The sequence below is a fragment of the Variovorax sp. P4_B10 genome, assembly GCF_056402375.1.
Genome location: NZ_JBFUHN010000001.1, coordinates 1 through 22,265, shown reverse-complemented (window position 1 = coordinate 22,265; position 22,265 = coordinate 1). Strand labels below are relative to the sequence as shown.

Annotated in this window: 19 protein-coding genes; 7 read left to right on the top strand and 12 right to left on the bottom strand. The window is 65.0% G+C overall.

Annotated elements, in window-relative coordinates; translation table 11 throughout:
* Positions 1 to 43 precede the first annotated feature (43 nt).
* The 4 genes from AC1DXX_RS00095 to AC1DXX_RS00080 all read left to right on the top strand — a co-directional run bounded on the left by AC1DXX_RS00095 (position 44) and on the right by AC1DXX_RS00080 (position 4,078).
* Positions 44 to 1,240 (top strand): amino acid aminotransferase, encoded by a 1,197-nt coding sequence (locus tag AC1DXX_RS00095; RefSeq protein ID WP_478132126.1) that lies wholly within the window; start codon positions 44 to 46, stop codon positions 1,238 to 1,240.
* A gap of 158 nt (positions 1,241 to 1,398) precedes the next feature.
* Positions 1,399 to 2,814 carry a polyhydroxyalkanoate depolymerase gene (locus tag AC1DXX_RS00090; protein WP_478132125.1) on the top strand — a complete coding sequence of 472 codons (1,416 nt, stop codon included), beginning with the start codon at positions 1,399 to 1,401 and terminating at the stop codon, positions 2,812 to 2,814.
* Positions 2,811 to 3,443: an RnfABCDGE type electron transport complex subunit B gene (locus AC1DXX_RS00085; protein WP_478132124.1), complete on the top strand. Its 633-nt coding sequence runs from the start codon at positions 2,811 to 2,813 to the stop codon at positions 3,441 to 3,443. Before AC1DXX_RS00090 ends, AC1DXX_RS00085 begins: the two co-directional genes overlap by 4 nt.
* Complete coding sequence (locus AC1DXX_RS00080; protein ID WP_478132123.1) at positions 3,440 to 4,078, top strand: LysE family translocator; 639 nt, start codon at positions 3,440 to 3,442, stop codon at positions 4,076 to 4,078. Before AC1DXX_RS00085 ends, AC1DXX_RS00080 begins: the two co-directional genes overlap by 4 nt.
* Positions 4,079 to 4,088: 10 nt before the next feature.
* Here AC1DXX_RS00080 and yedA read toward each other — a convergent pair whose 3' ends face one another.
* Entirely contained in the window at positions 4,089 to 5,006 is a 918-nt protein-coding gene (gene yedA / locus AC1DXX_RS00075) for a drug/metabolite exporter YedA (RefSeq protein ID WP_478132122.1), read from the bottom strand.
* Positions 5,007 to 5,118: 112 nt separating this feature from the next.
* On the opposite strand from yedA, the gene AC1DXX_RS00070 reads away from it, so the two are divergent.
* Positions 5,119 to 5,616, top strand: a complete 498-nt coding sequence (locus AC1DXX_RS00070) for an Lrp/AsnC family transcriptional regulator (protein WP_478132121.1) — start codon at positions 5,119 to 5,121, stop codon at positions 5,614 to 5,616.
* Here the strand turns inward: AC1DXX_RS00070 and AC1DXX_RS00065 are convergent.
* The 8 genes from AC1DXX_RS00065 to scpA all read right to left on the bottom strand — a co-directional run bounded on the left by AC1DXX_RS00065 (position 5,606) and on the right by scpA (position 15,316).
* A complete protein-coding gene (locus tag AC1DXX_RS00065) occupies positions 5,606 to 6,094 on the bottom strand; it encodes a VOC family protein (protein WP_478132120.1) in 489 nt (162 codons plus the stop codon). The genes AC1DXX_RS00070 and AC1DXX_RS00065 overlap by 11 nt on opposite strands.
* Complete coding sequence (gene bioB / locus AC1DXX_RS00060) at positions 6,091 to 7,137, bottom strand: biotin synthase BioB (RefSeq protein WP_478132119.1); 1,047 nt, start codon at positions 7,135 to 7,137, stop codon at positions 6,091 to 6,093. The genes AC1DXX_RS00065 and bioB overlap by 4 nt, the downstream gene beginning before the upstream one ends.
* Positions 7,138 to 7,278: 141 nt before the next feature.
* Positions 7,279 to 9,327, bottom strand: a complete 2,049-nt coding sequence (locus tag AC1DXX_RS00055) for an acetyl-CoA carboxylase biotin carboxylase subunit (RefSeq protein ID WP_478132118.1) — start codon at positions 9,325 to 9,327, stop codon at positions 7,279 to 7,281.
* 27 nt (positions 9,328 to 9,354) lie between these two features.
* Positions 9,355 to 9,918: a hypothetical protein gene (locus AC1DXX_RS00050; RefSeq protein ID WP_478132117.1), complete on the bottom strand. Its 564-nt coding sequence runs from the start codon at positions 9,916 to 9,918 to the stop codon at positions 9,355 to 9,357.
* Positions 9,919 to 10,046: 128 nt separating this feature from the next.
* Positions 10,047 to 11,591, bottom strand: a complete 1,545-nt coding sequence (locus tag AC1DXX_RS00045; protein WP_478132116.1) for an acyl-CoA carboxylase subunit beta — start codon at positions 11,589 to 11,591, stop codon at positions 10,047 to 10,049.
* Positions 11,592 to 11,628: 37 nt separating this feature from the next.
* A complete protein-coding gene (gene meaB / locus AC1DXX_RS00040; RefSeq protein WP_478132320.1) occupies positions 11,629 to 12,627 on the bottom strand; it encodes a methylmalonyl Co-A mutase-associated GTPase MeaB in 999 nt (332 codons plus the stop codon).
* Between the two features lie 44 nt (positions 12,628 to 12,671).
* A complete protein-coding gene (locus AC1DXX_RS00035; protein ID WP_478132115.1) occupies positions 12,672 to 13,145 on the bottom strand; it encodes a GNAT family N-acetyltransferase in 474 nt (157 codons plus the stop codon).
* Between the two features lie 8 nt (positions 13,146 to 13,153).
* Positions 13,154 to 15,316: a methylmalonyl-CoA mutase gene (gene scpA / locus AC1DXX_RS00030; RefSeq protein WP_478132114.1), complete on the bottom strand. Its 2,163-nt coding sequence runs from the start codon at positions 15,314 to 15,316 to the stop codon at positions 13,154 to 13,156.
* A gap of 131 nt (positions 15,317 to 15,447) precedes the next feature.
* Between scpA and AC1DXX_RS00025 the strand changes: the two genes are divergently transcribed.
* A complete protein-coding gene (locus tag AC1DXX_RS00025; RefSeq protein ID WP_478132113.1) occupies positions 15,448 to 16,095 on the top strand; it encodes a GntR family transcriptional regulator in 648 nt (215 codons plus the stop codon).
* 114 nt (positions 16,096 to 16,209) lie between these two features.
* Here the strand turns inward: AC1DXX_RS00025 and AC1DXX_RS00020 are convergent, their stop codons facing one another.
* Together AC1DXX_RS00020 and dusA are read right to left on the bottom strand one after the other, a co-directional pair.
* On the bottom strand, positions 16,210 to 16,995 hold the full coding sequence (locus AC1DXX_RS00020) for an IclR family transcriptional regulator (RefSeq protein ID WP_478132112.1): 786 nt from the start codon (positions 16,993 to 16,995) through the stop codon (positions 16,210 to 16,212).
* 224 nt (positions 16,996 to 17,219) lie between these two features.
* Positions 17,220 to 18,260: a tRNA dihydrouridine(20/20a) synthase DusA gene (dusA, locus tag AC1DXX_RS00015; protein ID WP_478132111.1), complete on the bottom strand. Its 1,041-nt coding sequence runs from the start codon at positions 18,258 to 18,260 to the stop codon at positions 17,220 to 17,222.
* Positions 18,261 to 18,392: 132 nt separating this feature from the next.
* Here dusA and AC1DXX_RS00010 point away from each other — a divergent pair, with 132 nt between their 5' ends.
* Entirely contained in the window at positions 18,393 to 19,454 is a 1,062-nt protein-coding gene (locus AC1DXX_RS00010; protein WP_478132110.1) for a tyrosine-type recombinase/integrase, read from the top strand.
* A 701-nt stretch (positions 19,455 to 20,155) separates the two neighbouring features.
* On the opposite strand, the gene AC1DXX_RS00005 is transcribed toward AC1DXX_RS00010, so the two are convergent.
* Positions 20,156 to 22,265, bottom strand: a 2,110-nt coding sequence (locus AC1DXX_RS00005) for an RHS repeat-associated core domain-containing protein (protein WP_478132109.1), incomplete at its 5' end; no start/stop codon positions are given.

Here is a 22,265-nt window from a genome sequence, read left to right as displayed (position 1 = left end):
TCCCCCGGTTGCCAGCGAAGCTTTCATCCCAAAGGACCTTTCCATGTCTATGTTCACCGCGGTCGAAATGGCACCGCGCGACCCGATCCTCGGCCTCAACGAGCAATTTGCAGCCGATACCAACCCCAACAAGGTCAATCTCGGCGTGGGCGTCTATTACGACGACAACGGCAAGCTGCCCCTGCTGCAATGCGTCCAGGCCGCCGAACAGAACATGATGAAAGCCCCCTCGGCCCGCGGCTACCTGCCGATCGACGGCATCGTGGCTTACGACAATGCCGTCAAGGGCCTGGTGTTCGGCGCCGACAGCGAACCCGTGCAATCGGGCCGCGTCGCCACCATCCAGGGCATCGGCGGCACCGGCGGCCTCAAGGTCGGCGCCGACTTCCTGAAGAAGATCAACCCCAACGCCAAGGTGCTGATCAGCGACCCGAGCTGGGAGAACCACCGCGCCCTGTTCACAAACGCCGGCTTCGAGGTCGAGAGCTACCCCTACTACGATGCCGCCAAGCGCGGCGTGAACTTCGACGGCATGCTGGCCGCCCTGAACGCGGCACCGGCCGGCACCATCGTGGTGCTGCACGCCTGCTGCCACAACCCGACCGGCTACGACATCACCCCCGCCCAGTGGGACCAGGTGGTCGCTGCCGTCAAGGCCAAGGATCTCGTGCCCTTCCTCGACATGGCCTACCAGGGCTTCGGCTACGGCCTCAAGGAAGACGGCGCGGCCGTCGGCAAGTTCGTCGATGCCGGCCTGACCTTCTTCGTCTCGACCTCGTTCTCGAAGAGCTTCAGCCTCTACGGCGAACGCGTGGGCGCCCTCTCGGTGCTGTGCGAAAACAAGGAAGAAGCCGGCCGCGTGCTGTCGCAGCTCAAGATCGCGATCCGCACCAACTACAGCAACCCGCCGATCCACGGTGGCGCCGTGGTGGCCGCGGTGCTCGGCAACCCCGAACTGCGCGCCCTCTGGGAAAAGGAACTCGGCGAAATGCGCGTGCGCATCAAGGCCATGCGCCAGAAGCTGGTCGATGGCCTGAAGGCCGCCGGCGTGAAGGAAGACATGAGCTTCATCACCACGCAGATCGGCATGTTCAGCTACTCGGGCCTGACCAAGGACCAGATGGTGCGCCTGCGCAATGAATTCGGCGTGTATGGCACCGACACCGGCCGCATGTGCGTGGCCGCGCTCAACAGCAAGAACATCGACTACGTCTGCGCGTCGATTGCCAAAGTCATCTAGGTGACAGCAAAGTGTGAGGGAATCCGTCTTGCGACGGTTCCTTCGCATCCTTAGCCAGAAACGCCCCGTGCAGTGGGGTCGATGTAGGGGTTAGGCCCCCTGCGCCGCAGCGAACACGCTGATATATTGCACTGCAACATTTCACTCCAACACCAGCGATGCTCTATCAACTCTACGAAGCCCAGCGTTCCTTGATGGAACCGTTCTCGGACTTCGCGCAAGCGGCCTCCAAACTTTACGGCCAAGGCGCCGTGTGGGGCCAACTGCCGATGGCCCAGCGCATGGCCGCAGGCTACGACCTGCTCTATCGCCTCGGCAAGGACTACGAGAAGCCAGAGTTCAACATCAAGTCGGTGAAAGTCGAGGGCGAAGACGTCGTGATCCAGGAAGCGGTCGAGCTCGACAAGCCTTTCTGCGAGCTGCGCCGCTTCAAGCGCTTCACAGACGAGCCGCACATCCTCAAGACGCTCAAGAGCCAGCCCGTGGTGCTGATCGTGGCGCCGCTCTCGGGCCACTACGCCACGCTGCTGCGCGACACCGTGCGCACCATGCTGCAGGACCACAAGGTCTACATCACCGACTGGAAGAACGCCCGCCTCGTGCCGATGTCGGAGGGCGAGTTCCACCTCGACGACTACATCAACTACGTGCAGGAGTTCATTCGCCGCCTGCAGGCCGAATACGGCAACTGCCACGTGGTCAGCGTGTGCCAGCCAACCGTGCCGGTGCTGGCGGCCGTGTCGCTCATGGCGAGCCGCAAGGAGCCGCTGCCGCTCACGCTGACGATGATGGGCGGCCCCATCGACGCCCGCAAGTCGCCCACCGCGGTGAACAACCTCGCGATGAACAAGAGCTACGAGTGGTTCGAGAACAACGTGATCTACCGCGTGCCGCAAGGCTTCCCGGGTGAAGGCCGCCGCGTGTACCCCGGTTTCCTGCAGCACACCGGCTTCGTGGCCATGAACCCCGATCGCCACGCGACCAGCCACTACGACTATTTCAAGGACCTCATCAAGGGCGACGACGCGAGCGCCGAGGCCCACCGCAAGTTCTATGACGAGTACAACGCCGTGCTCGACATGGACGCCGACTACTACCTCGACACGATCCGCACCGTGTTCCAGCAGTTCGAGCTCGTGAACGGCACCTGGGACGTCAAGAACCCCGACGGCCAGATCGAACGCGTGCGTCCGCAGGACATCCGCACGGCCGCGCTGCTGACGGTCGAAGGCGAACTCGACGACATTTCGGGCTCGGGCCAGACCGAAGCCGCGCACAGCCTGTGCACCGGCGTCGCGGATGCGAAGCGCGAGCACTATGAAGTCAAGGGCGCGGGCCACTACGGCATCTTCAGCGGCCGCCGCTGGCGCGAACTGGTCTACCCGAAGCTGGTGAAGTTCATCGCGGCCAACGACCAGCCCCAGCGCCGCGCCGGCGCCCGCGAGAGCCTGCCGGCCGAAGACCGGATCAAGCCCGACCGGAAAGTTGTCGCCGTCGCGGCCCGCAAGACCGTGGCCACCCAGAAGGCGGTCGCAGTGGCAGCCGTCAAGAAGCCCGCGGCACGCAGGAAGTGAACGGGCTGGCCGCACGCATCAACGAGGCACTGCCGCAAACGCAGTGCACACGCTGCGGCTACCCCGATTGCGCCGGCTACGCGCAGGCTGTCGCCGATGGCGAAGCCGGCATCAACCAATGCCCGCCAGGCGGCGCCGAAGGCATCGAGCGCCTTGCGCAACTGACCGGCCGGCCGGCGCTGCCGCTCGATCCGCAATTCGGCACCGAAGGCCCGCGCGCCATGGCGGTCATCGACGAAGCCTGGTGCATCGGCTGCACGCTCTGTCTCGATGCCTGCCCGACCGATGCGATCCTCGGCATCAACAAGCGCATGCACACAGTGATCGAGGAACACTGCACGGGCTGCGAGCTTTGCATTCCGGTCTGCCCGGTCGATTGCATCTCGCTCGAAGTCGAGACGCCGGGCCGCAGCGGCTGGCAAGCCTGGTCGCAGGCGCAGGCAGAGGCCGCACTGCAGCGCTACAAGCTTCACGGCAAGCACCGCGACGCCGCCAGGCGCGAGGCCGAAGAAGCGCCCGCCATCGCCGAGCCGCAGGCCGCCGACACGCGCAAGCGCTCCATCGTCGAAGCCGCACTGGCGCGTGCCCGCGCCGCCTCCAAACAACGTCCGCCCCCCACCAAGCCATGACACTCGACACCCTGCTCATCTACGTCGTCGCCTCGCTCGCGCTGGCGGTGATTCCCGGCCCCACGATGCTGCTGGCGCTGTCCAACGGCATCGACGGCGGCATGCGGCGCGCGAGCTGGGGCATTGCCGGCGCGTCGCTGGGCAGCGTCACGCTGATCGCGGTCGTCGCGCTCGGATTGGGCTCGCTGCTGGCCGCCTCGGAACTGCTCTTCAACGCGATCCGCGTGGCAGGCGTCGCCTACCTCGTCTGGCTCGGCATCAAGCTCTGGCGCAGCGAAGCGACCGACCTCGGCGCCGCACTGGCCAAGTCTGCCATCGAGGTGAGGCCGCATGGTCGCGTCGCCCTGATGCGCAGCCTGCTCGTGGCGCTGTCGAACCCCAAGACGGTGCTGTTCTTTGCAGCCTTCCTGCCGCAGTTCATCGACATCTCGAAGCCGCAGGGCGCGCAGTACCTGCTGCTGGGCTCGATCTTCGTGGCGCTCGATACCTGCGTGATGCTGGCCTATGCAGCGGCGGGAACGCAGGCGGTGCGCTGGCTCTCGCGCCGCGGCCTCAAGGTGCTGAACCGCAGTTGCGCGGCCGGCATGTGGCTGCTCGCGGCCACCCTCGCCTTCTGGCGCCGCCCGGGCACCTGAAGCGCGCCGCTCAGCCCTTCTTCGGGCGCTTGAAGAGCAACAGCAGCACACCGGCCAGCACGACCGCCACGGCGTACCACTCGAAGCGCGTGACGGTCTCGTTGGCGATCCACACGCCCAGCAGCATCGCGATCACCGGATTGACGAAGGTGTAGCTCGCCGCCAGCGCGGCCGGTGCCTTCGCGAGCAGCACCATGTAGGCGTTGAACGCGATCAGCGAACCGAACACCACGAGGTACAGCCAGGCCGCGACAGCCTCCGGCTGCGGCGGCCACACGAGCTGTTCGCCAGAGATCGCCGAGAGCACCAGCAGCACCACGCCGCCGCAGATCATCTCGCTCGCAAAACCCATGGCACCGGGCGCGAGCGGCAGGCTGCGCTGGCTCAGCACGCTGCCCATCGACCAGCAGATGCAGGCGATGGAAATCGCCACCAGCCCCGCAGGCGAAGACTGGAAGCCGCTGCCCTGCGTCAGCATCAGCACGCCGACCAGGCCGAGCGCGATACCCGCCGCTTCCATGCGCGTCGGCTTCACGCCCCAGATCAGGTTGAGCAGTGCGATCAGCAACGGCACGACCGCGATGAAGGCCACCACCAGGCCCGAGCCGATCGACACCTCGGCATGGGCCGTACCGCCCATGCCGCCGCCCAGCATCAGCGCGCCGACCACCAACGCATTGCGCCACTGGACGAGCGAAGGCCATGCGGCGCCGCGCCAGCGCATCCAGGCGGCGAGCAGCACACCCGCGAACAAAAAGCGCGAGCCCATCTGCAGGAAGGGCGCGAAGCTGATCAGCGCGTACTTGATAGCCAGGTAGGTCGAGCCCCAGACCACCCAGGTGGCGGCCAGGCAGAGCCACAGCAAGGGCGGCAGTGCGCCGCGGGTCGAGGCGGGTGAGGCGTTGGCGGGGGATGCGAGCGTCGTCATGTCCTGCATGTGTTGGTATTGGAATGGCACCCATGGTATGAAGGCACGCATGCGGCGGCCATGTGCATTTCATGGTTCTGCCCACCCCATACCGTCGATTTGAAGGAGTTGCATGGACTTCACCTTGAACCCCGCACTGGATGCCCACGACACCCGCATCCTCGCCGAACTGCAGCACGATGCACGGCTCACCATGGCCGAGCTGGGCCGCCGCGTGCACCTGAGCCAGCCGGCCGTGACCGAACGCGTGAAGAAACTGGAAGCCGCGGGCGTGATCAGCGGCTACCGCGCCACCGTCAACCTCGGCAAGCTGGGTTATGGCATCCGCGCGATCATCCGCGTCGGCCGTGCGGACTATGCGCGGGTGGTCGAGCTGGTCCAGCAGACGCCCGAGTGCATCAATGCCTACAACGTGACCGGCGACGACAGCTGGATCCTCGAGATCGCGGTGATCGACGTGAGCCACCTCGATGCGGTGGTCACCAAGTTCTGCATCCTCACCGAGACCGCGACCTCGATCATCCTGAACCCGGCGCGCGAGCATCAACCGATGCTGCCGCCTCAGCGCTCCGACGTGAAGCCGCCCATCAAGAAGGTCCTCAACGCGTAGCGGCCAGTGCGTTGAACGCCGTCACCACCTCCGGCGGCGCCTGGACCATCTCGATCAGCACACCCTCCCCCGCGATCGGGAACTCATCGTTTGCCTTCGGGTGCAGGAAGCAGATGTCGAAACCCGCCGCGCCCTTGCGGATACCGCCGGGCGCGAAGCGCACGCCCTGCGCGGTGAGCCATTCGACGGCCCCGGGCAGGTCGTCGATCCAGAGGCCGACATGGTTGAGCGGCGTGGTGTGGACTGCCGGCTTCTTCTCGGGGTCCAGCGGCTGCATCAGGTCGACCTCGACCTTGAACGGCCCGCTGCCCATCGCGCAGATGTCCTCGTCGACGTTCTCGCGCTCGCTCTTGAAGGTGCCCGTGACTTCGAGCCCCAGCATGTCGACCCAGAGCTTCTGCAGGCGCAGCTTGTCGGGCCCGCCAATGGCGATCTGCTGGATGCCCAGCACCTTGAAGGGACGCACCGAGGCCGTCATGCGCAGCTCTCCGCTTCTTCGGTGGTGGTGCGGCGCGACTGCAGGCCCAGCTTGCGCAGCAGTTGCACATCGGCCTCCACGTCGGGGTTGCCGGTGACCAGCAGCTTGTCGCCATAGAAGATCGAGTTGGCGCCGGCCATGAAGCACAGCGCCTGCACCGCATCGCCCATTTGCTGGCGCCCGGCCGACAGCCGCACGCGCGCCGTCGGCATCGTGATGCGCGCCACCGCGATCATGCGCACGAAGTCGAAGGGATCGACCGGCTCCGAATCGGCCAGCGGCGTGCCCGGCACGCGCACCAGGCTGTTGATCGGCACCGATTCCGGATACGGATCCAGGTTGGCCAGTTGCGCGATCAGCCCCGCGCGGTGCACCGGCTGCTCGCCCATGCCGACGATGCCGCCGCAGCACACGCTGATGCCGGCGCTGCGCACATGGGCCAGCGTGTCGAGCCGGTCCTGGTAGCTGCGCGTGTCGACGATGTCGGTGTAGTACTCGGGTGCGGTGTCGAGGTTGTGGTTGTAGTAGTCGAGGCCCGCGGCCTTGAGCTGGTGTGCATGGTGCGGCTCCAGCATGCCGAGCGTGGCGCAGGTCTGCATGCCGAGCCCCTTCACCGCCTCGATCAGCACCGCCACCTTCTCCACGTCGCGGTCCTTCGGCGCGCGCCATGCGGCGCCCATGCAGAAGCGCGTGGCGCCGGCGTCCTTGGCGGCCTGCGCGGCGCGCACCACCTCGTCGACCTCCATCAGCTTCTGCGCCTTCACGCCGGTGTCGAACTCGGCCGACTGCGGGCAGTAACCGCAGTTCTCCGGGCAGCCGCCGGTCTTGACCGAGAGCAGCGTCGCCAGCTCGATGTCGCCTTCGGGGAAGTGCTCGCGATGCACGGTCTGTGCTTCGAACAGCAGGTCCATCAGCGGCTTGTCGAGCAATGCCTGGATCGCCTCGACCGTCCATGGGCCTTGCAGCTTCAGCGGCTTTGCGGGCCGGTGCAGCGTGACAGGCGCCGAGATGGGCGTTTCAAAAAAAAGATCGGAGGTCGTCATATCAATGAAAGTCTTTCATAACTGCGCGAAGCGTTGCCTGTTCGGGAAACACCGCGGAACCGGCTTCGCCGGGCCGCWGGTGTTGCCCCCGGAAGGGGGTTGGAGAAGCGACACGAAGTGCGCGAAGCCTGGGGGTGAGCTTTATGCAAACTCCAGAATGATTTGATCGACGGCGAGCGATTCGCCCCTGTCCGCCGAAATCTTGCCGACCACGCCGTCTTGCGTGGCGAACAGCACGTTTTCCATCTTCATGGCCTCGATCACGGCCAGCTTCTCGCCGGCCCGCACCTGCTGGCCCTGCTGCACCGACACCTCGACCAGCAGGCCCGGCATCGGCGACATCAGGAACTTGCTGAGGTCCGGCGGCGCCTTGTAGGGCATCAGTTCGAGCAGGCGCGCGCCGAGCGGCGACAGCACCATCGTCTCGATCTGCGTGCCGTCATGCGATACGCGCAGCGCCAGCGGGTTCTTGCCCGCCCCACGCTCGACCTGCGCCGTGAAAGGCCGGTCGTTGACCGTGCCCTGCACGCGGATGGCGCCCAGCGCGAAGCCGCTGTCGATCTTGTAGTTCTTGTCGCCCACCGCGATGGCGCTGGCGCCGGTCTTGCCGTGGAAGTCGGTGACCGAGACCGAGTGGTGCACATGCTTGCCCTGCGGCCCCAGTTCCACCACCACGAACTGCTCGCCCACCTTCACGCCGTGGCCCTGGAGCTGTCCGCTGATGCCCGAGGCGCGCGCGCGGTAGCGGCGATGCACGTACGCGGCGAGCGCAACCAGGAACGACGGATCGGTGTGCGGCACGTCCTCGGCATGGAAGCCCTTGCCGTAGTGCTCGGCGATGAAGCCGGTGTTGAAATCGCCCGCCACGAATTTCGGATGCGCAAGCAGCGCCGCCTGGAACGGAATGTTGCTGCTGATGCCGCGGATCACGAAGCCGTTGAGCGCCTCGCGCATGCGGGCGATCGCATGCTGGCGGTCCTTGCCGTGCACGATGAGCTTGGCGATCATCGAGTCGTAGTACATGGGGATCTCGCCGCCGTCGTACACGCCGGTGTCCACGCGCACGCCCTGCAGGTGCCCGGTGTCGCTCGCGAACATCGTCTCGGCCGGCGGCTGGAACTTCACCAGGCGGCCCGTCGAAGGCAGGAAATTGCGGAACGGGTCTTCGGCGTTGATGCGGCACTCGATGGCCCATCCGTCGCGCTTCACTTCGGCCTGCGTGAGCGGCAGCTCCTCGCCGGCCGCCACGCGGATCATCAGTTCGACCAGGTCGAGCCCCGTGATGCACTCCGTCACCGGGTGCTCCACCTGCAGGCGCGTGTTCATCTCGAGGAAATAGAAGCTCTGATCCTTGCCGACCACGAACTCCACCGTGCCCGCGCTCTGGTACTTCACGGCCTTGGCCAGCTGCACCGCCTGCTCGCCCATCGCCTTGCGCGTGGCGTCGCTGATGAACGGCGACGGCGCCTCCTCGATCACCTTCTGGTGCCGGCGCTGGATCGAGCATTCGCGCTCGTTTAGGTAGATCACGTTGCCGTGCGAATCGCCCAGCACCTGGATCTCGATGTGGCGCGGCTCCTCGACGAACTTCTCGATGAACACGCGGTCGTCGCCGAAGCTGTTGCGCGCCTCGTTGCGGCACGAGGTGAAGCCCTCGAAGGCTTCCTTGTCGTTGAAGGCCACGCGCAGGCCCTTGCCGCCGCCGCCGGCCGAGGCCTTGATCATCACCGGGTAGCCGATATCCCCGGCGATCTCGACCGCGCGCTCGGCGGTCTCGATGGCGTCGTTCCAGCCGGGGATGGTGTTGACCTTGGCTTCGTTCGCAAGCTTCTTGGAGGCGATCTTGTCGCCCATCGCCGCGATCGAATAGTGCTTCGGGCCGATGAAGGCAATGCCCTCTTCCTCGACCTTGCGCGCGAAGGCTTCGTTCTCCGACAGGAAGCCGTAGCCCGGGTGCACGGCCTCGGCGCCGGTCTTCTTGCAGGCCGCGATGATGCGGTCGGCCTGCAGGTAGCTCTCGCGGCTCGGCGCGGCGCCGATGTGCACGGCCTCGTCGGCGAGCTCGACGTGGCGGGCTTCCTTGTCGGCGTCGGAATAGACGGCCACGGTGAGGATGCCCATCTTCTTGGCGGTCTGGATCACGCGGCAGGCGATTTCGCCGCGGTTGGCGATCAGGATTTTCTTGAACATGCTGAATTCGTTTTCTTGCTGACCGCCTTAGCGGTTGATGAACATCGAGTACACGGGCTGCGTTTGCGACCGATCGACGAACACATACGCGATGCCGTCCGAACAGAAGTTCGCCACTTCGACGGCGTTGCCGTCGCCGAGATCGACCCAGTTGTCGATCTGCAGGAACAAGCGTCCCGCCGGCATTCCCTGCGCGCCGTTGGCCGTCCAATACGGAACTCCGCCGCTCTTCGTGCACCACGGGCTCGCCCAATCGTGGGGATGCGCAACCTCGTCCGGCAGGTCGAAATGGGTCTGATAGTCATAGAAAGCCGCCTCCAGCTCCGCAGGAGCGCCATCGTCATCGGCGCGCCACCCTGCGATGGCGATCTCGCGCAGCAATGCGGGTGGTCCATCGGCAGCGTCCGATGGCGGCGTGGTCGGCCCGGCGCCCAGCTCGGCGCGCTGCACGACGAACGCGGCGTTCGCACCTGCATCGTGTTCCCAGAAGCTGCAGATGCTGTCCCACTCGCACTTGAACAGGAACAGCACCTCGCCGCTTGCAAGCGGCAGTGCGTCACCGTCGGCCGGCAATTGCGCAAGATGGCTCATGGCGCGATTGCATTCACGGCAAACAGGCCACAGGCGCGAAGGCAGCCCCCAGGGCAGGCCACCGAGCTTGGGCACCAGTCCAGGTTCCGCTCCCTCGCGGAACTGGGGGTAATGGCTGCGCATACGAATCAGAGCGGAATGTTGCCGTGCTTGCGCCACGGGTTTTCGAGCTTCTTCTCCCGCAGCATCACGAGCGAGCGGCAGATGCGCTTGCGCGTCTCGTGCGGCAGGATCACGTCGTCGATATAGCCACGTGCGCTGGCCACGTACGGATTCGCAAAGCGGGCCTTGTATTCAGCCTCGCGTGCGGCCAGCTTCTCGGGGTCGTTCTTGTCCTCGCGGAAGATGATTTCCACCGCGCCCTTCGCGCCCATCACCGCGATCTCGGCGCGCGGCCAGGCGAGGTTGACGTCGCCGCGCGGGTGCTTCGAGGCCATCACGTCGTACGCACCGCCGTAGGCCTTGCGCGTAATGACGGTGATCTTCGGCACCGTGCACTCCGCGTACGCATAGAGCAGCTTGGCGCCGTGCTTGATGATGCCGCCGTACTCCTGCCCCGTGCCGGGCATGAAGCCGGGCACGTCGACGAAGGTGACCACGGGGATGTTGAAGGCATCGCAGAAGCGCACGAAGCGCGCGGCCTTGATGCTGCTCTTGATGTCGAGGCAGCCCGCCAGCACCAGCGGCTGGTTGGCCACGATGCCGATGGTCTGGCCTTCCATGCGCGCGAAGCCGATCACGATGTTCTTCGCGTAGTCGGGCTGCAGCTCGAAGAAGTCGCCGTCGTCCACCACCTTGAGGATCAGCTCCTTGATGTCGTAGGGCTTGTTCGGGTTGTCGGGCACCAGCGTGTCGAGCGAATAGTCGGGCCGGTCGGCCGGGTCGCCCTGGCCGTTGTTGCCCAGGCGCACCGGCGGCTTCTCGCGGTTGTTGAGCGGCAGGTAGTTGTACAGGCGGCGCAGCATCATCAGCGCCTCGACGTCGTTCTCGAACGCCATGTCGGCCACGCCGCTGCGGGTGGTGTGGGTGATGGCGCCGCCGAGCTCCTCGGCCGTGACACTCTCGTGCGTCACGGTCTTCACCACGTCGGGGCCGGTGACGAACATGTAGCTGGAGTCCTTCACCATGAAGATGAAGTCGGTCATGGCCGGCGAATACACCGCACCGCCCGCGCACGGACCCATCACCATGCTGATCTGCGGCACCACGCCCGAGGCCATCACGTTGCGCTGGAACACGTCGGCATAGCCGCCGAGCGAGGCCACACCCTCCTGGATGCGCGCGCCGCCCGAATCGTTGAGGCCGATGACCGGCGCGCCGACCTTCATGGCCTGGTCCATCACCTTGCAGATCTTCTCGGCATGCGCTTCGCTGAGCGCGCCGCCGAAGACGGTGAAGTCCTGGCTGAACACGAACACCAGGCGGCCGTTGATCATCCCGTAGCCGGTGACCACGCCGTCGCCGGGAATCTTCTGCTCGGCCATGCCGAAATCGACCGAGCGGTGCTCGACGAACATGTCCCACTCTTCGAAGGTGTTGTCGTCGAGCAGGAGCTCGATGCGCTCGCGCGCCGTGAGCTTGCCCTTGGCGTGCTGCGCGTCGATGCGCTTCTTTCCGCCGCCGAGGCGCGCCTGGGCGCGGCGCTGTTCGAGTTGTTCAATCAGTTCTTGCATGGTGTGCTTCCGAAGCTGTGGTCCTGAATTTCGTGTGTCATGGTCTGGCCGTGATGGCCGCTGCCGCGAGCAGGCTGCGCGCCGCGGTCGATGCGGGCAGCGTGCCCTCCGCCACCTGTTGCGTGAGCTGCGGCAACAGCTCGCGCACCTGCGGGTGATGCCTGAACGCCTGCTTGAGCCCGGCATCGATGCGTTCCCACATCCATGCGGTGGCCTGCTTCTCCCGCCGCCTTGCGAGCTTGCCGTTGGCGGTCTGCAAGGTCTTGAACTGCATCACCGCTTCCCAGAATGCGTCGACACCGGTGCCCGCCAAGGCGCTCAACTGAAGCACCTTGGGCAGCCAGAAGCGAATCTCCTTGCCGCTGTGCGCGTCGTGCACGGCATGCGCGTGGTCCGGATTGCCCTGGTGGCCGAAGAGGCGCAGCGCCGAGGTGATCTGGGCCTGCGCACGCGTGGCGGCATCCTTGTCGAGGTCGGCCTTGTTGATGACCACGAGGTCGGCTAGCTCCATCACGCCCTTCTTGATCGCCTGCAGGTCGTCGCCCGCGTTGGGCAGCTGCATCAGCACGAACATGTCGGTCATGCCGGCCACGGCCGTTTCGCTCTGGCCCACGCCCACGGTCTCGACGATCACGATGTCGTAGCCGGCCGCCTCGCACACCAGCATCGCCTCGCGCGTCTTCTCGGCCACGCCGCCGAGCGTGCCGCTCGACGGGCTCGGGCGGATGTAGGCGCGCTCGTGCACCGAGAGGTGTTCCATGCGCGTCTTGTCGCCGAGGATGGAGCCGCCGGAAACGGTGGACGAAGGGTCGATGGTGAGCACCGCGACACGGTGGCCCTTGGCTATCAGCAACAGGCCGAGCGTTTCGATGAAGGTCGATTTGCCGACGCCGGGCACGCCCGAGATGCCGAGGCGAAAGGAGTTTCCGGTGCGCGGCAGCAGTGCCGTGAGCAGTTCGTCGGCCTGCGTCCGATGGTCGATGCGGGTGGATTCGAGCAGCGTGATTGCCTTGGCGATGGCGCGGCGCTGTGCCATGCCGTCCGCCCCGGCGACAGCGCGCTCCAGCGCCTCGACCGACTTCAGCACGCATCCTCCGTGGCCACGCGCCAGCGGTAATGCAGATCGACGCCCTCTTCGCCTTCGAGCACGAAACCGTGCCGCAGGTAGAAACGGTTGGCGTCGCTCTTGACGAGCGCGGTGAGCTTGATGTCGAGATTCTTTTCACGCGCCTGCGCCTTGGCCCAGCGCATCACCCATTCGCCGATGCCGCTGCCCTGGAAACCGGTGCGCAGGTAGAGATGATCGAGGCGCAGCGCATCTGCGCCTTCGGGCTTGAGCGTAACGAAGCCGACGCGCTGGTTGCCGTCGAGCACGATGTGGTGCATGAACGGCACGACGAAACCGGCGCTCAACCGTTCGCGCGAACGCGCGAGGTCGAAGCGTCCGACACGCTCCAGGCTCGGGCGCATCGCGTCGATGCGCACGGCCAGCATGTCCTCGAAATCGCTGGAATCCACCGGCTGCAGCGACAGCCGCGACAAGAGATCGCCCACGTCGCTTCTCAGGCTGCGACCGCCGCGCGGATCTGCTCCAGCACGTCCTTCGCGCTGGCCGGGATCGGCGTGCCCGGCCCGTAGATGCCCTTGACGCCGGCCTCGTAGAGAAAGTCGTAGTCCTGCCGCGGAATCACGCCGCCGACGAAGACGATGATGTCGTCGGCGCCCTGCTTCTTGAGCTCGTTGATGATGGCCGGCACCAGCGTCTTGTGGCCGGCCGCGAGGGTGCTGACGCCGACGGCATGCACGTCGTTCTCGATCGCCTGGCGGGCGCACTCCTCGGGCGTCTGGAACAGCGGCCCCATGTCCACGTCGAAGCCCAGGTCGGCGAAGGCCGTGGCCACCACCTTGGCGCCGCGGTCGTGCCCGTCCTGTCCGAGCTTGGAGATCATCACGCGCGGGCGGCGGCCCTGCGCCTCGGCGAAGGCGTTGATTTCGGTCTTGAGGGCTTCCCAGCCTTCGGCCGAGTCATAGGCAGCAGCGTACACACCGGTCACCTTTTGCGTGTCGGCCCGATGGCGGCCGAATGATTTTTCGAGCGCGTCCGAAATCTCGCCCACCGTGGCGCGCAGGCGCACCGCGTCGATGCTGAGCGCGAGCAGATTGCCGGTGCCGTTCTCGGCAGCCTCGGTGAGCGCATCGAGCGCCGCCTGCACCTTCGCAGTGTCGCGCGAGGCGCGGATCTTCTGCAGCCGCGCCACCTGCTGGTCGCGCACCATCACGTTGTCGATGGAGAGGCTGTCGATCGCATCCTCGTTCTTGAGCTTGTACTTGTTGACGCCGACGATCACGTCCTTGCCCGAATCGATGCGCGCCTGCTTCTCGGCGGCGGCGGCCTCGATCTTGAGCTTGGCCCAGCCGCTGTCCACGGCCTTGGTCATGCCGCCCATCGCCTCGACCTCTTCGATGATGGCCCAGGCCGCATCGGCCATGTCCTGCGTGAGCTTCTCCATCATGTAGCTGCCGGCCCAGGGGTCGACCACGTTGGTGATGTGCGTCTCTTCCTGGATGATGAGCTGCGTGTTGCGCGCGATGCGCGAGCTGAACTCCGTGGGCAGCGCAATGGCTTCGTCGAGCGCGTTGGTGTGCAGGCTCTGCGTGCCGCCGAACACCGCGGCCATCGCCTCGATGGTGGTGCGCACGATGTTGTTGTACGGGTCCTGCTCGGTGAGGCTCCAGCCCGAAGTCTGGCAGTGCGTGCGCAGCATCAGGCTCTTGGGGTTCTTCGGGTCGAACTCCTTCATGATGCGGCACCACAGGAGGCGCGCGGCGCGCATCTTGGCCACTTCGAGGTAGAAGTTCATGCCGATGGCCCAGAAGAAGCTCAGGCGCCCGGCGAAGCCGTCGACGTCGAGGCCCTTGGCCAGTGCGGTCTTCACGTATTCCTTGCCGTCCGCCAGCGTGAAGGCCAGTTCCAGCGCCTGGTTGGCGCCGGCTTCCTGCATGTGATAGCCGCTGATCGAGATCGAGTTGAACTTGGGCATGTTCTGCGCCGTGTACTCGATGATGTCGCCGATGATCCGCATGCTCGGACCGGGCGGGAAGATGTAGGTGTTGCGGACCATGAACTCCTTGAGGATGTCGTTCTGGATGGTTCCGCTCAGCTGGTCCTGCGCCACGCCCTGCTCTTCGGCTGCGACCACGTAGCCCGCCAGCACCGGCAGCACGGCGCCGTTCATCGTCATGGACACGCTCACCTTGTCGAGCGGGATCTGGTCGAACAGGATCTTCATGTCCTCGACCGAATCGATCGCCACGCCGGCCTTGCCGACGTCGCCGGTCACGCGCGGATGGTCGCTGTCGTAGCCGCGGTGGGTGGCGAGGTCGAAGGCCACGCTCACGCCCTGCCCGCCAGCAGCGAGTGCCTTGCGATAGAAGGCGTTCGACTCCTCGGCGGTCGAGAAGCCGGCGTATTGGCGGATGGTCCAGGGGCGCACCGCGTACATCGTGGCCTGCGGGCCGCGCAGGTAGGGCTCGAAACCGGGCAGCGTGTCGGTGTACTTCAGGCCCTGCAGGTCGGCCGCGGTGTAGAGCGGCTTGACGGCGATGCCGTCGGGCGTGACCCAGTTCAGCGCGTTCAGGTCGCCGCCGGGTGCGGACTTGGCAGCGGACTTCGCCCAGGCATCGAGGTCGGCGGGCTTGAAGGTGGGTTCGGGTTTGCTGCTCATGGAAGGCGCCGCTTTGCAGTTGTCTTGCAGGGTAATCGCAATTTCGCTCGCAGGGATTTACGAGCCGGCCGCGAGTCTAACCGATCCATAATTATTAATTCAAACCCGTTTTTTGCAGTACAGTCCTGCCCATGTCCGCTGTCACCCTCACCCCGCGTGCCCTCTATGAAGAGGTGGCCGAGCTGCTGCGCCAGCGGATCTTCCGCCGCGAGCTGGAGCCGGGCAGCTGGATCGACGAACTCAAGCTGGCCGAGGAATACGGCATCAGCCGCACGCCGCTGCGCGAAGCCCTGAAGGTGCTGGCGGCCGAGGGGCTGGTGACGATGAAGGTGCGCCGCGGCGCCTATGTGACCGAGGTGTCGGAGCAGGACCTGGCGGACGTCTATCACCTGCTCTCCCTGCTGGAGAGCGATGCGGCCGGCGTGGTGGCCGAGCGCGCCACCGAGGCCGAGCGTGCGGAGCTGAAGAAGCTGCACGCCGAGCTGGAAGCCGCCGCCGCACCCGGCAAGGAAGACCGCGAGCACTTCTTCGCGCTCAACGAGCGCTTCCACATGCAGCTGCTGGCCATCGCCAACAACAAGTGGCGCGACCAGATGGTGGCCGACCTGCGCAAGGTGATGAAGCTCAACCGGCACAACTCGCTGCTCAAGGCGGGACGGATCGCCGAGTCGCTGGCCGAGCACCGCTCGGTGATGGCGGCCATCGAGGCACGCGACGCCGCGGCCGCCATGGCGCGCATGCGCGAGCACTTCAAGAACGGCCTCGAAGCCGCTGTGTGAGCTCGCCCCCAGGCTGCGCGCACTTCGTGTCGCTTCGCCTTCCCCCTACCGGGGGCAACACCAGCGGCCCGGCGGAGCCGGTTCCGCGGTGTTTCGCGAAAGGGGCACTACCGATCAGTCCGGGTTGACGGTGCCGGCTTCCTTGGAGATGCGCTGGGCTATTTCGAGGAGCCGGGGGGCTATGCGGCCCAGCATCGTTTCCTTGGGCAGCAGGTAGGCGGGGCCGCCGCAGCTCAGGCCGTAGCGCTCGTCGCGCGGGCCTTGGAGCGCGAAGCCGAGGGCGTGGATGTGGGGGTGCCATTCGCCGAAGGAACTGCAGTAGCCGACGCGGGCGTACTCCTCGATCCCCGCCATCAGGCGCGGCTCGATCGATGACCAGTTCTCGCCGGTCTCCAGGCGGATCTGTTCCAGCAAGGCGGACTGCTCGGGCTGGGGCAGCGCCGCCAGGTAGGCCCGGCCGGCGGCCGAGGTGGCGATCGACAGGCGGGCGCCCACCTCGATGCGCGAGCTGATGAGGACGGAGCGCGGACGCAGCGAATCGATGACGAGCATGTCGAGTTCATCGCGCACGCCCATGTGGATGCTGGCGCCCGCGAATTCGGACAGCTCCGTCAGATGGGGACGCGCCATCGTCCGCAGGTCGAAATGCCGCAGGTAGCAGCTGCTCATGTCGAGCAGGGCCGGGCCGAGGCTGAAGCGCTCGCTGTCCCGCGACTGGCGCAGGTAGCCGGCGCCCACCAGCGTCGCGGTCAGCCGCGATACGGTGGCCTTGGGAATGCCCGTCGCATCGGCCAGTTCCCGGTTGCCCATCGGGGCGGCCGCCATCCCGATGGTCTTGAGTAATACCAGGCCGCGTGCCAGCGCGCTTACTTCTTCTTTGCCGCCAACAGCTTCGCTCATAAAAAAGAACCTCTTTTTTGTTTTCCCTGACCTCTTTATTCTTCAGCAAAAACACATGGCTGATCAAAAATGTTGTCGAATTGTTTCGGAACAGCGTTTTATTAAATGGTGATGAAAATCACCGAACGCGGGCCGAAATGGGGCCTTCATGCGCGCAAATGCGCACGAAATCGCACGCTCCGCGAGCGTGTCGTTGGGGGGAATCGGCCTTCGCGGCCGCCGGGTCAGGCGGCCTGCGCCACCGGCTCGTGCGCGAGCGCCATCACCTCGTGCGGCGGGCGCGTCTTCAGGCGGTGGTCGCTCCAGACCTGGCGCCAGCGGCGTGCGCCGGGCAGGCCGTTGCGCAGCCCGAGCATGTGGCGCGCAATCGACGACCACTGCGTGCCGTGCTCGGCTGCTTCGCGCACCATGTAGTCGCACATCAGCGACTCCACCTCTTCGCGCGTCAGTGGCTGCGGCGCCGCGCCGAAGAACTCGGCGTCCCACTCGGCCAGCCACCAGGGGTTGTGGTAAGCCTCGCGGCCGATCATCACGCCGTCGAGCAGCCGCAGGTGCTCGTGCACCTGTTCGTTGACGGAGACACCGCCGTTGATCGAGAACGCCAGCGTGGGAAAGTCGTGCTTCAGGCGGTGCACCAGCGCGTAGCGCAGCGGCGGAATCTCGCGGTTCTGCTTCGGGCTCAGGCCCTGCAGCCAGGCATTGCGCGCATGGACGATGAAGGTGCCGCAACCCGCTTCGCTCACCTTGCCGACGAAGTCGCGCACGAACTCGTAGCTCTCGATCTTGTCGATGCCGATGCGGTGCTTGACCGTGACGGGCACGCTCACCACGTCGACCATCGCCTTCACACAGTCGGCCACGAGCTGTGGCTCGGCCATCAGGCAGGCGCCGAAAGCGCCGCGCTGCACGCGTTCGCTCGGGCAGCCGCAGTTGAGGTTGATCTCGTCGTAGCCCCAGGTCTCGCCGAGCTTCGCGCAATGCGCCAGGTCGGTGGGCTCGCTGCCGCCGAGCTGCAGCGCCACGGGGTGTTCCTCGGCATGGAAACGAAGGTGCCGGGGAACGTCGCCGTGCACCAGCGCGCCGGTGGTCACCATCTCGGTGTAGAGCAGCGCGTGACGCGACATCAGGCGATGGAAGTACCGGCAATGGCGGTCGGTCCAGTCCATCATCGGGGCCACGGAGACGCGCATCGCCTCGGCAGCACGAGCGCTTCGAAGCAAATCGCCCTCRGGCTCAGTGTCTTTGGGGTTCTCGTTTGGTGTCATTCGATCTCGTCTAGCGCTGTTTTTTCGGCCCCGGTGGTGCATTGCCTGCCACAAAAACGGCATGAACCACCRAAAAAGCACCYCGTGGGCGCCGTCACGAAACGCAAGCGCGCAGACGGRAGCGTAGCGCACATGGCACGCATCCGAATCAAGGATGGCGGAGTCGTCGTCTACAGCGAGACGGAAACCTTCGACCGCGAGCCGGCGGCGAAGCTCTGGATCAAGAATCGCGAGACCGAACGGAGTAAACCGGGTGCGCTCGAAAAGCTCAAGGCCCCAGACCCCACCTTTGCCGAAGCCATCCAGAAATATGTGGACGAGTCGCGTAAGGCGATTGGGAAAACCAAGGCCCAGGTGCTGACCTCGGTCGCGGCGACAAGCCTCGCTAGGCGCCGCGGCTCCACGATCACCAGCGCCGACTGGGTAGAGTTCGCCAAAGACCTCAATGTCCAACCGCAAACGGCGGGCAACTACCTTTCCCACATCGCGGCGGTCTATCAGTTGGCCCGCCCGGCCTGGGGCTACCAGCTCGACCCGCAAGTGATTAACGATGCTCGCAAGGTCTGCAAGTCGCTCGGGTTTACATCGAGGTCCAAGCAGCGCGACAGGCGCCCCACCCTCGAAGAGCTGAACAAGCTCATGGATCACTTTGGCCGGGTCAAGCGTAAGGATGCGACCCCGATGCAGCTCATCATCTGCTACGCAATCTTCAGCACCAGGCGCCAGGAGGAAATCACCCGGCAGACCTTCGAGGATTTGGACGAAGGTCACTCTGAAATATGGGTCCGGGACATGAAGCACCCCGGCGAGAAAGAAGGCAACGACGTTCGATGCCATCTCGTGCCCGAGGCCCTTGCGATCATCGTGAATCGCCGCACGTCACCAGAGAAAACCGGACGCATCTTTTCCTATTACAGCGGCACCATCAGCAAGCTCTTCACTGATGCCTGCACCCTGCTGGGCATCGAGGACCTGCACTTCCACGACCTGCGACACGATGGCATTAGCCGCCTGTTCGAGATGGGGTGGAACATCCCGAACGTGGCTAGCGTTTCCGGACACCGCAGTTGGACGTCGCTACGTCGATACACACACATTCGCCAGAGGGGAGACAAGTACAGCTCTTGGGCATGGCTGGCGCGGCTGGGAATCGAAAAGACTGCGGACGATACCGAGGCGCCGAATGCCTCATGATGGCGGGGCGTATTCCCTGGGAGAAAATGGCCGGCTTTATTCAAAGCTACGCCAAAAGCTACGCCTGGCAACCAAGGAAGAATGAAGCAATGCAAGGAGCTGCCGCACCACTCGCCAAGTTGGCCGCGACCAGAAAGCGTTTCGAAGTGCGCTCACTGAAAACGTATCTCGCCTCGACAATCCAAACAGCATTCAGCTCCGACGAAACTGTCTGGGCTAGAGGACTCCACTCGACAAAGCCTCTTCGTTAATCTCTACGTGGGTCTCGCTCAGGTTTTAGAAGAGGGACCAACTGACTCTCTTCGTCCAAAGACCATCCCTTTGCAGAGTCCTCAACAATTCGCTGGTAAGACGGACATTCACTCGATTTGGTCTCCAGTGCTTCATTCTTGTACTGGCACTCAAGCACAAGCTTGCCGTTCTCGGGGTTGAATCGCGTGAGAGCATAGACGTTGCCTCTCTCGTATCTCAGCGTCATGAATACCTCACCAGCCTCCCCCCAGATCGTCTGGCAGCCGGTGTAGCGCGAAGTAATCGCCCTGGGATGCATGAAGATGAAATAGCCATGCACATCGCTGATGGCAGAGGCTCGAGGTGGGGCCTTCAAATTGCAGTTCTCATCGCTGGCGTGTGTGAGTTGGCTGAGCGCCATCAGTGACGCAGCTAGGAAAATCCCACGACCCAAACCGATATTCATCCAATTAGTAGCAAGAACAGTCAAGAGTACCCCCCTTCATTGCATCCAACATTCTTTGAACCGTCTCTGGGATGTACGGATCCACGACGCCTTCGTTTTCTTCAGACGTGAAAGGAAAATCGCCATGTCGTGGCGCCTCGGAGAGTTGCCATTTCTGGAAACCACGGTGAGCCGGCGACGTGGAGTCCATGATCGCATGCAACGCGAACCCCAACCGCCGAGCGCCTTCGATTTGGCTGAATTGCCCGATCACACCTGCCTTCTCAAGATTTCCACCAACAAATGCGTTCATCAGTCTGCATGCTTCAGCCTTGCTTAACTTCGAGGAACTCATTGCATGCATGAACGCATGATCGGCATCTTGATAGCCACTTCCATGGTCCGCCTCCCAAGAACCAGCCTTCATAGAGGCCACCTCGGCGGGACTCATGCCGGTGGCTTCGCCAAAAGCATCGATGATTTTGTTGTGCGCTCCGGTTGACCACAAGCCCAGCGGGTCTACATACCTCAACGGATTCGCCCCCGCATAGAGAAACCGATTCCAGCCCCCGCCGAGGCCAATACGGTCGCCCTGTGGATAGCGGCCAGTTCTGGGATCGTACGAACGGAAGTAGTTGTAGAACAACCCCGACTCCTCATCCGCATACTGCCCCGGATACCTCAGGTTGAACTTCACCTCCGAGATGCCGGTCGTGCCCGGATTCGGCGTCGTCTCCAGATTCGCAAACCGATTCTTCGCCAGCGTCGGCTTGTCTTCCCCGAACGCGCTATAGCTCCACTGCCAGACCGCTTGCCCGCTTGCGTTCGTGAGCTTGCGCGGCGTGTTCAGGTGATCGCTGTGCACCGCGTAGGTGGCACCATTGATCACCGCCGCAATCGGCATCGGCCCGTTGGCCGTGGGCAGGTAGATGTACTGCGCTTGGCCTCCACTGTTGGTGCCGCCGCTGCCCGCCTCCGCGAGCAGGGTACCCTGCTCGTCGTAGACATACGCATAGCCCAGTTGCTCGGCCTGCGTGGTCGACGGGCTCCACAGCTTGGTGAAGAACGCGACCAGGCTCTGCATGAAGCTTGGGTCGGCCTCGTCGCCCTGGCTGGGCGGGTACAGCGGCTCGGTCTTGAAGACGCGCTGGCCCAGCGCGTTGTGCGCGTAGCGCGTGGTCGGGCTGGTGTCGGTGGCGCCGGTGGTGGAGGCGGCCAGGCTTCCTTCGGCGTCGTAGGTGTAGCTGCGCAGGCCATCGCTGAGCAGGTCGCCGTTGGCGTTATAGCCGTAGGTGACGCTGGTGTTGCTCGCACCGTTGATGCTCTGGGTAAAACCCGTGAGCTGGTTGCTCGTCGCGCCCACCGTGTAGGTACGGCTGGTGCTCAGGCCGCTGAGGACGCGCGTGCTGCTCGACCGATTGCCGTTGGCGTCGTAGCCGAAGCCGGCGGTGTTGCCGGTGGCGTTGAAGCCGGTGATGCGGCCCACCGGGTTGTAGTCGACGGTCCAGCTGACGTTGCCACTGCCGATGGTGCCGTGCGTGGGGTCGGTGTCGCCGGGCTGGTAGAGGTTCTGCGTCAGGCTGGTGATGCGGCCAGCGGCGTCGTAGACGTAGCTGCTGAAGTCCGTCGCCGTCATGCGGCCCGCGGTGTCATAGCTGCGGCTCGCGGCAGTCGCAGGGCTTGCGAAGGCCCAGGTCCAGGCGGTGGGCTGGCCCAGCGGGTTCCAGGCAATGCCGGTGACCAGCGGAATGCCGTTCAGGCTCAGGCCCGTGAGGCGGCCGGTGGCGTCATAGGCGTGGGTGAGCGCGGAGCCGTTGGGGTAGCCGATGCTGGCGAGCGTGCCGTTGGGGTTGTAGGCGTAGCTCACCTGCTGCACGCCGCCGTTGGCCAGGGTCTGCTTCTTCAGCGTCACGCGACCCAGCACATCCCTCGTGTACTCGGTGGTGCCGCTGCGGTCGATGACCTCGGACAGGTACCCCTTGCTGTTGGTCGTGAGGTCGTAGCGCAGGGTGGTGGTCTTGCCGTCAGCGAAGACGAGACCGGTCGGGCGGCCCAAGGCATCGCGGGTGATAGTTGTCGCCTGGCCCAGGGCGTCGGTGATCTGGCTGGGCAGGCCCAGGTTGTCGTACTGACTG

Coding starts and splice junctions, on each gene's coding strand:
- AC1DXX_RS00095 (WP_478132126.1), top strand. CDS start 44: ATGTCTATGTTCACCGCGGTCGAAATGGCACCGCGCGACCCGATCCTC.
- AC1DXX_RS00090 (WP_478132125.1), top strand. CDS start 1,399: ATGCTCTATCAACTCTACGAAGCCCAGCGTTCCTTGATGGAACCGTTC.
- AC1DXX_RS00080 (WP_478132123.1), top strand. CDS start 3,440: ATGACACTCGACACCCTGCTCATCTACGTCGTCGCCTCGCTCGCGCTG.
- yedA (WP_478132122.1), bottom strand. CDS start 5,006: ATGACGACGCTCGCATCCCCCGCCAACGCCTCACCCGCCTCGACCCGC.
- AC1DXX_RS00070 (WP_478132121.1), top strand. CDS start 5,119: ATGGACTTCACCTTGAACCCCGCACTGGATGCCCACGACACCCGCATC.
- AC1DXX_RS00065 (WP_478132120.1), bottom strand. CDS start 6,094: ATGACGGCCTCGGTGCGTCCCTTCAAGGTGCTGGGCATCCAGCAGATC.
- bioB (WP_478132119.1), bottom strand. CDS start 7,137: ATGACGACCTCCGATCTTTTTTTTGAAACGCCCATCTCGGCGCCTGTC.
- AC1DXX_RS00055 (WP_478132118.1), bottom strand. CDS start 9,327: ATGTTCAAGAAAATCCTGATCGCCAACCGCGGCGAAATCGCCTGCCGC.
- AC1DXX_RS00050 (WP_478132117.1), bottom strand. CDS start 9,918: ATGAGCCATCTTGCGCAATTGCCGGCCGACGGTGACGCACTGCCGCTT.
- AC1DXX_RS00045 (WP_478132116.1), bottom strand. CDS start 11,591: ATGCAAGAACTGATTGAACAACTCGAACAGCGCCGCGCCCAGGCGCGC.
- meaB (WP_478132320.1), bottom strand. CDS start 12,627: ATGGCACAGCGCCGCGCCATCGCCAAGGCAATCACGCTGCTCGAATCC.
- scpA (WP_478132114.1), bottom strand. CDS start 15,316: ATGAGCAGCAAACCCGAACCCACCTTCAAGCCCGCCGACCTCGATGCC.
- AC1DXX_RS00025 (WP_478132113.1), top strand. CDS start 15,448: ATGTCCGCTGTCACCCTCACCCCGCGTGCCCTCTATGAAGAGGTGGCC.
- AC1DXX_RS00020 (WP_478132112.1), bottom strand. CDS start 16,995: ATGAGCGAAGCTGTTGGCGGCAAAGAAGAAGTAAGCGCGCTGGCACGC.
- AC1DXX_RS00010 (WP_478132110.1), top strand. CDS start 18,393: ATGGCACGCATCCGAATCAAGGATGGCGGAGTCGTCGTCTACAGCGAG.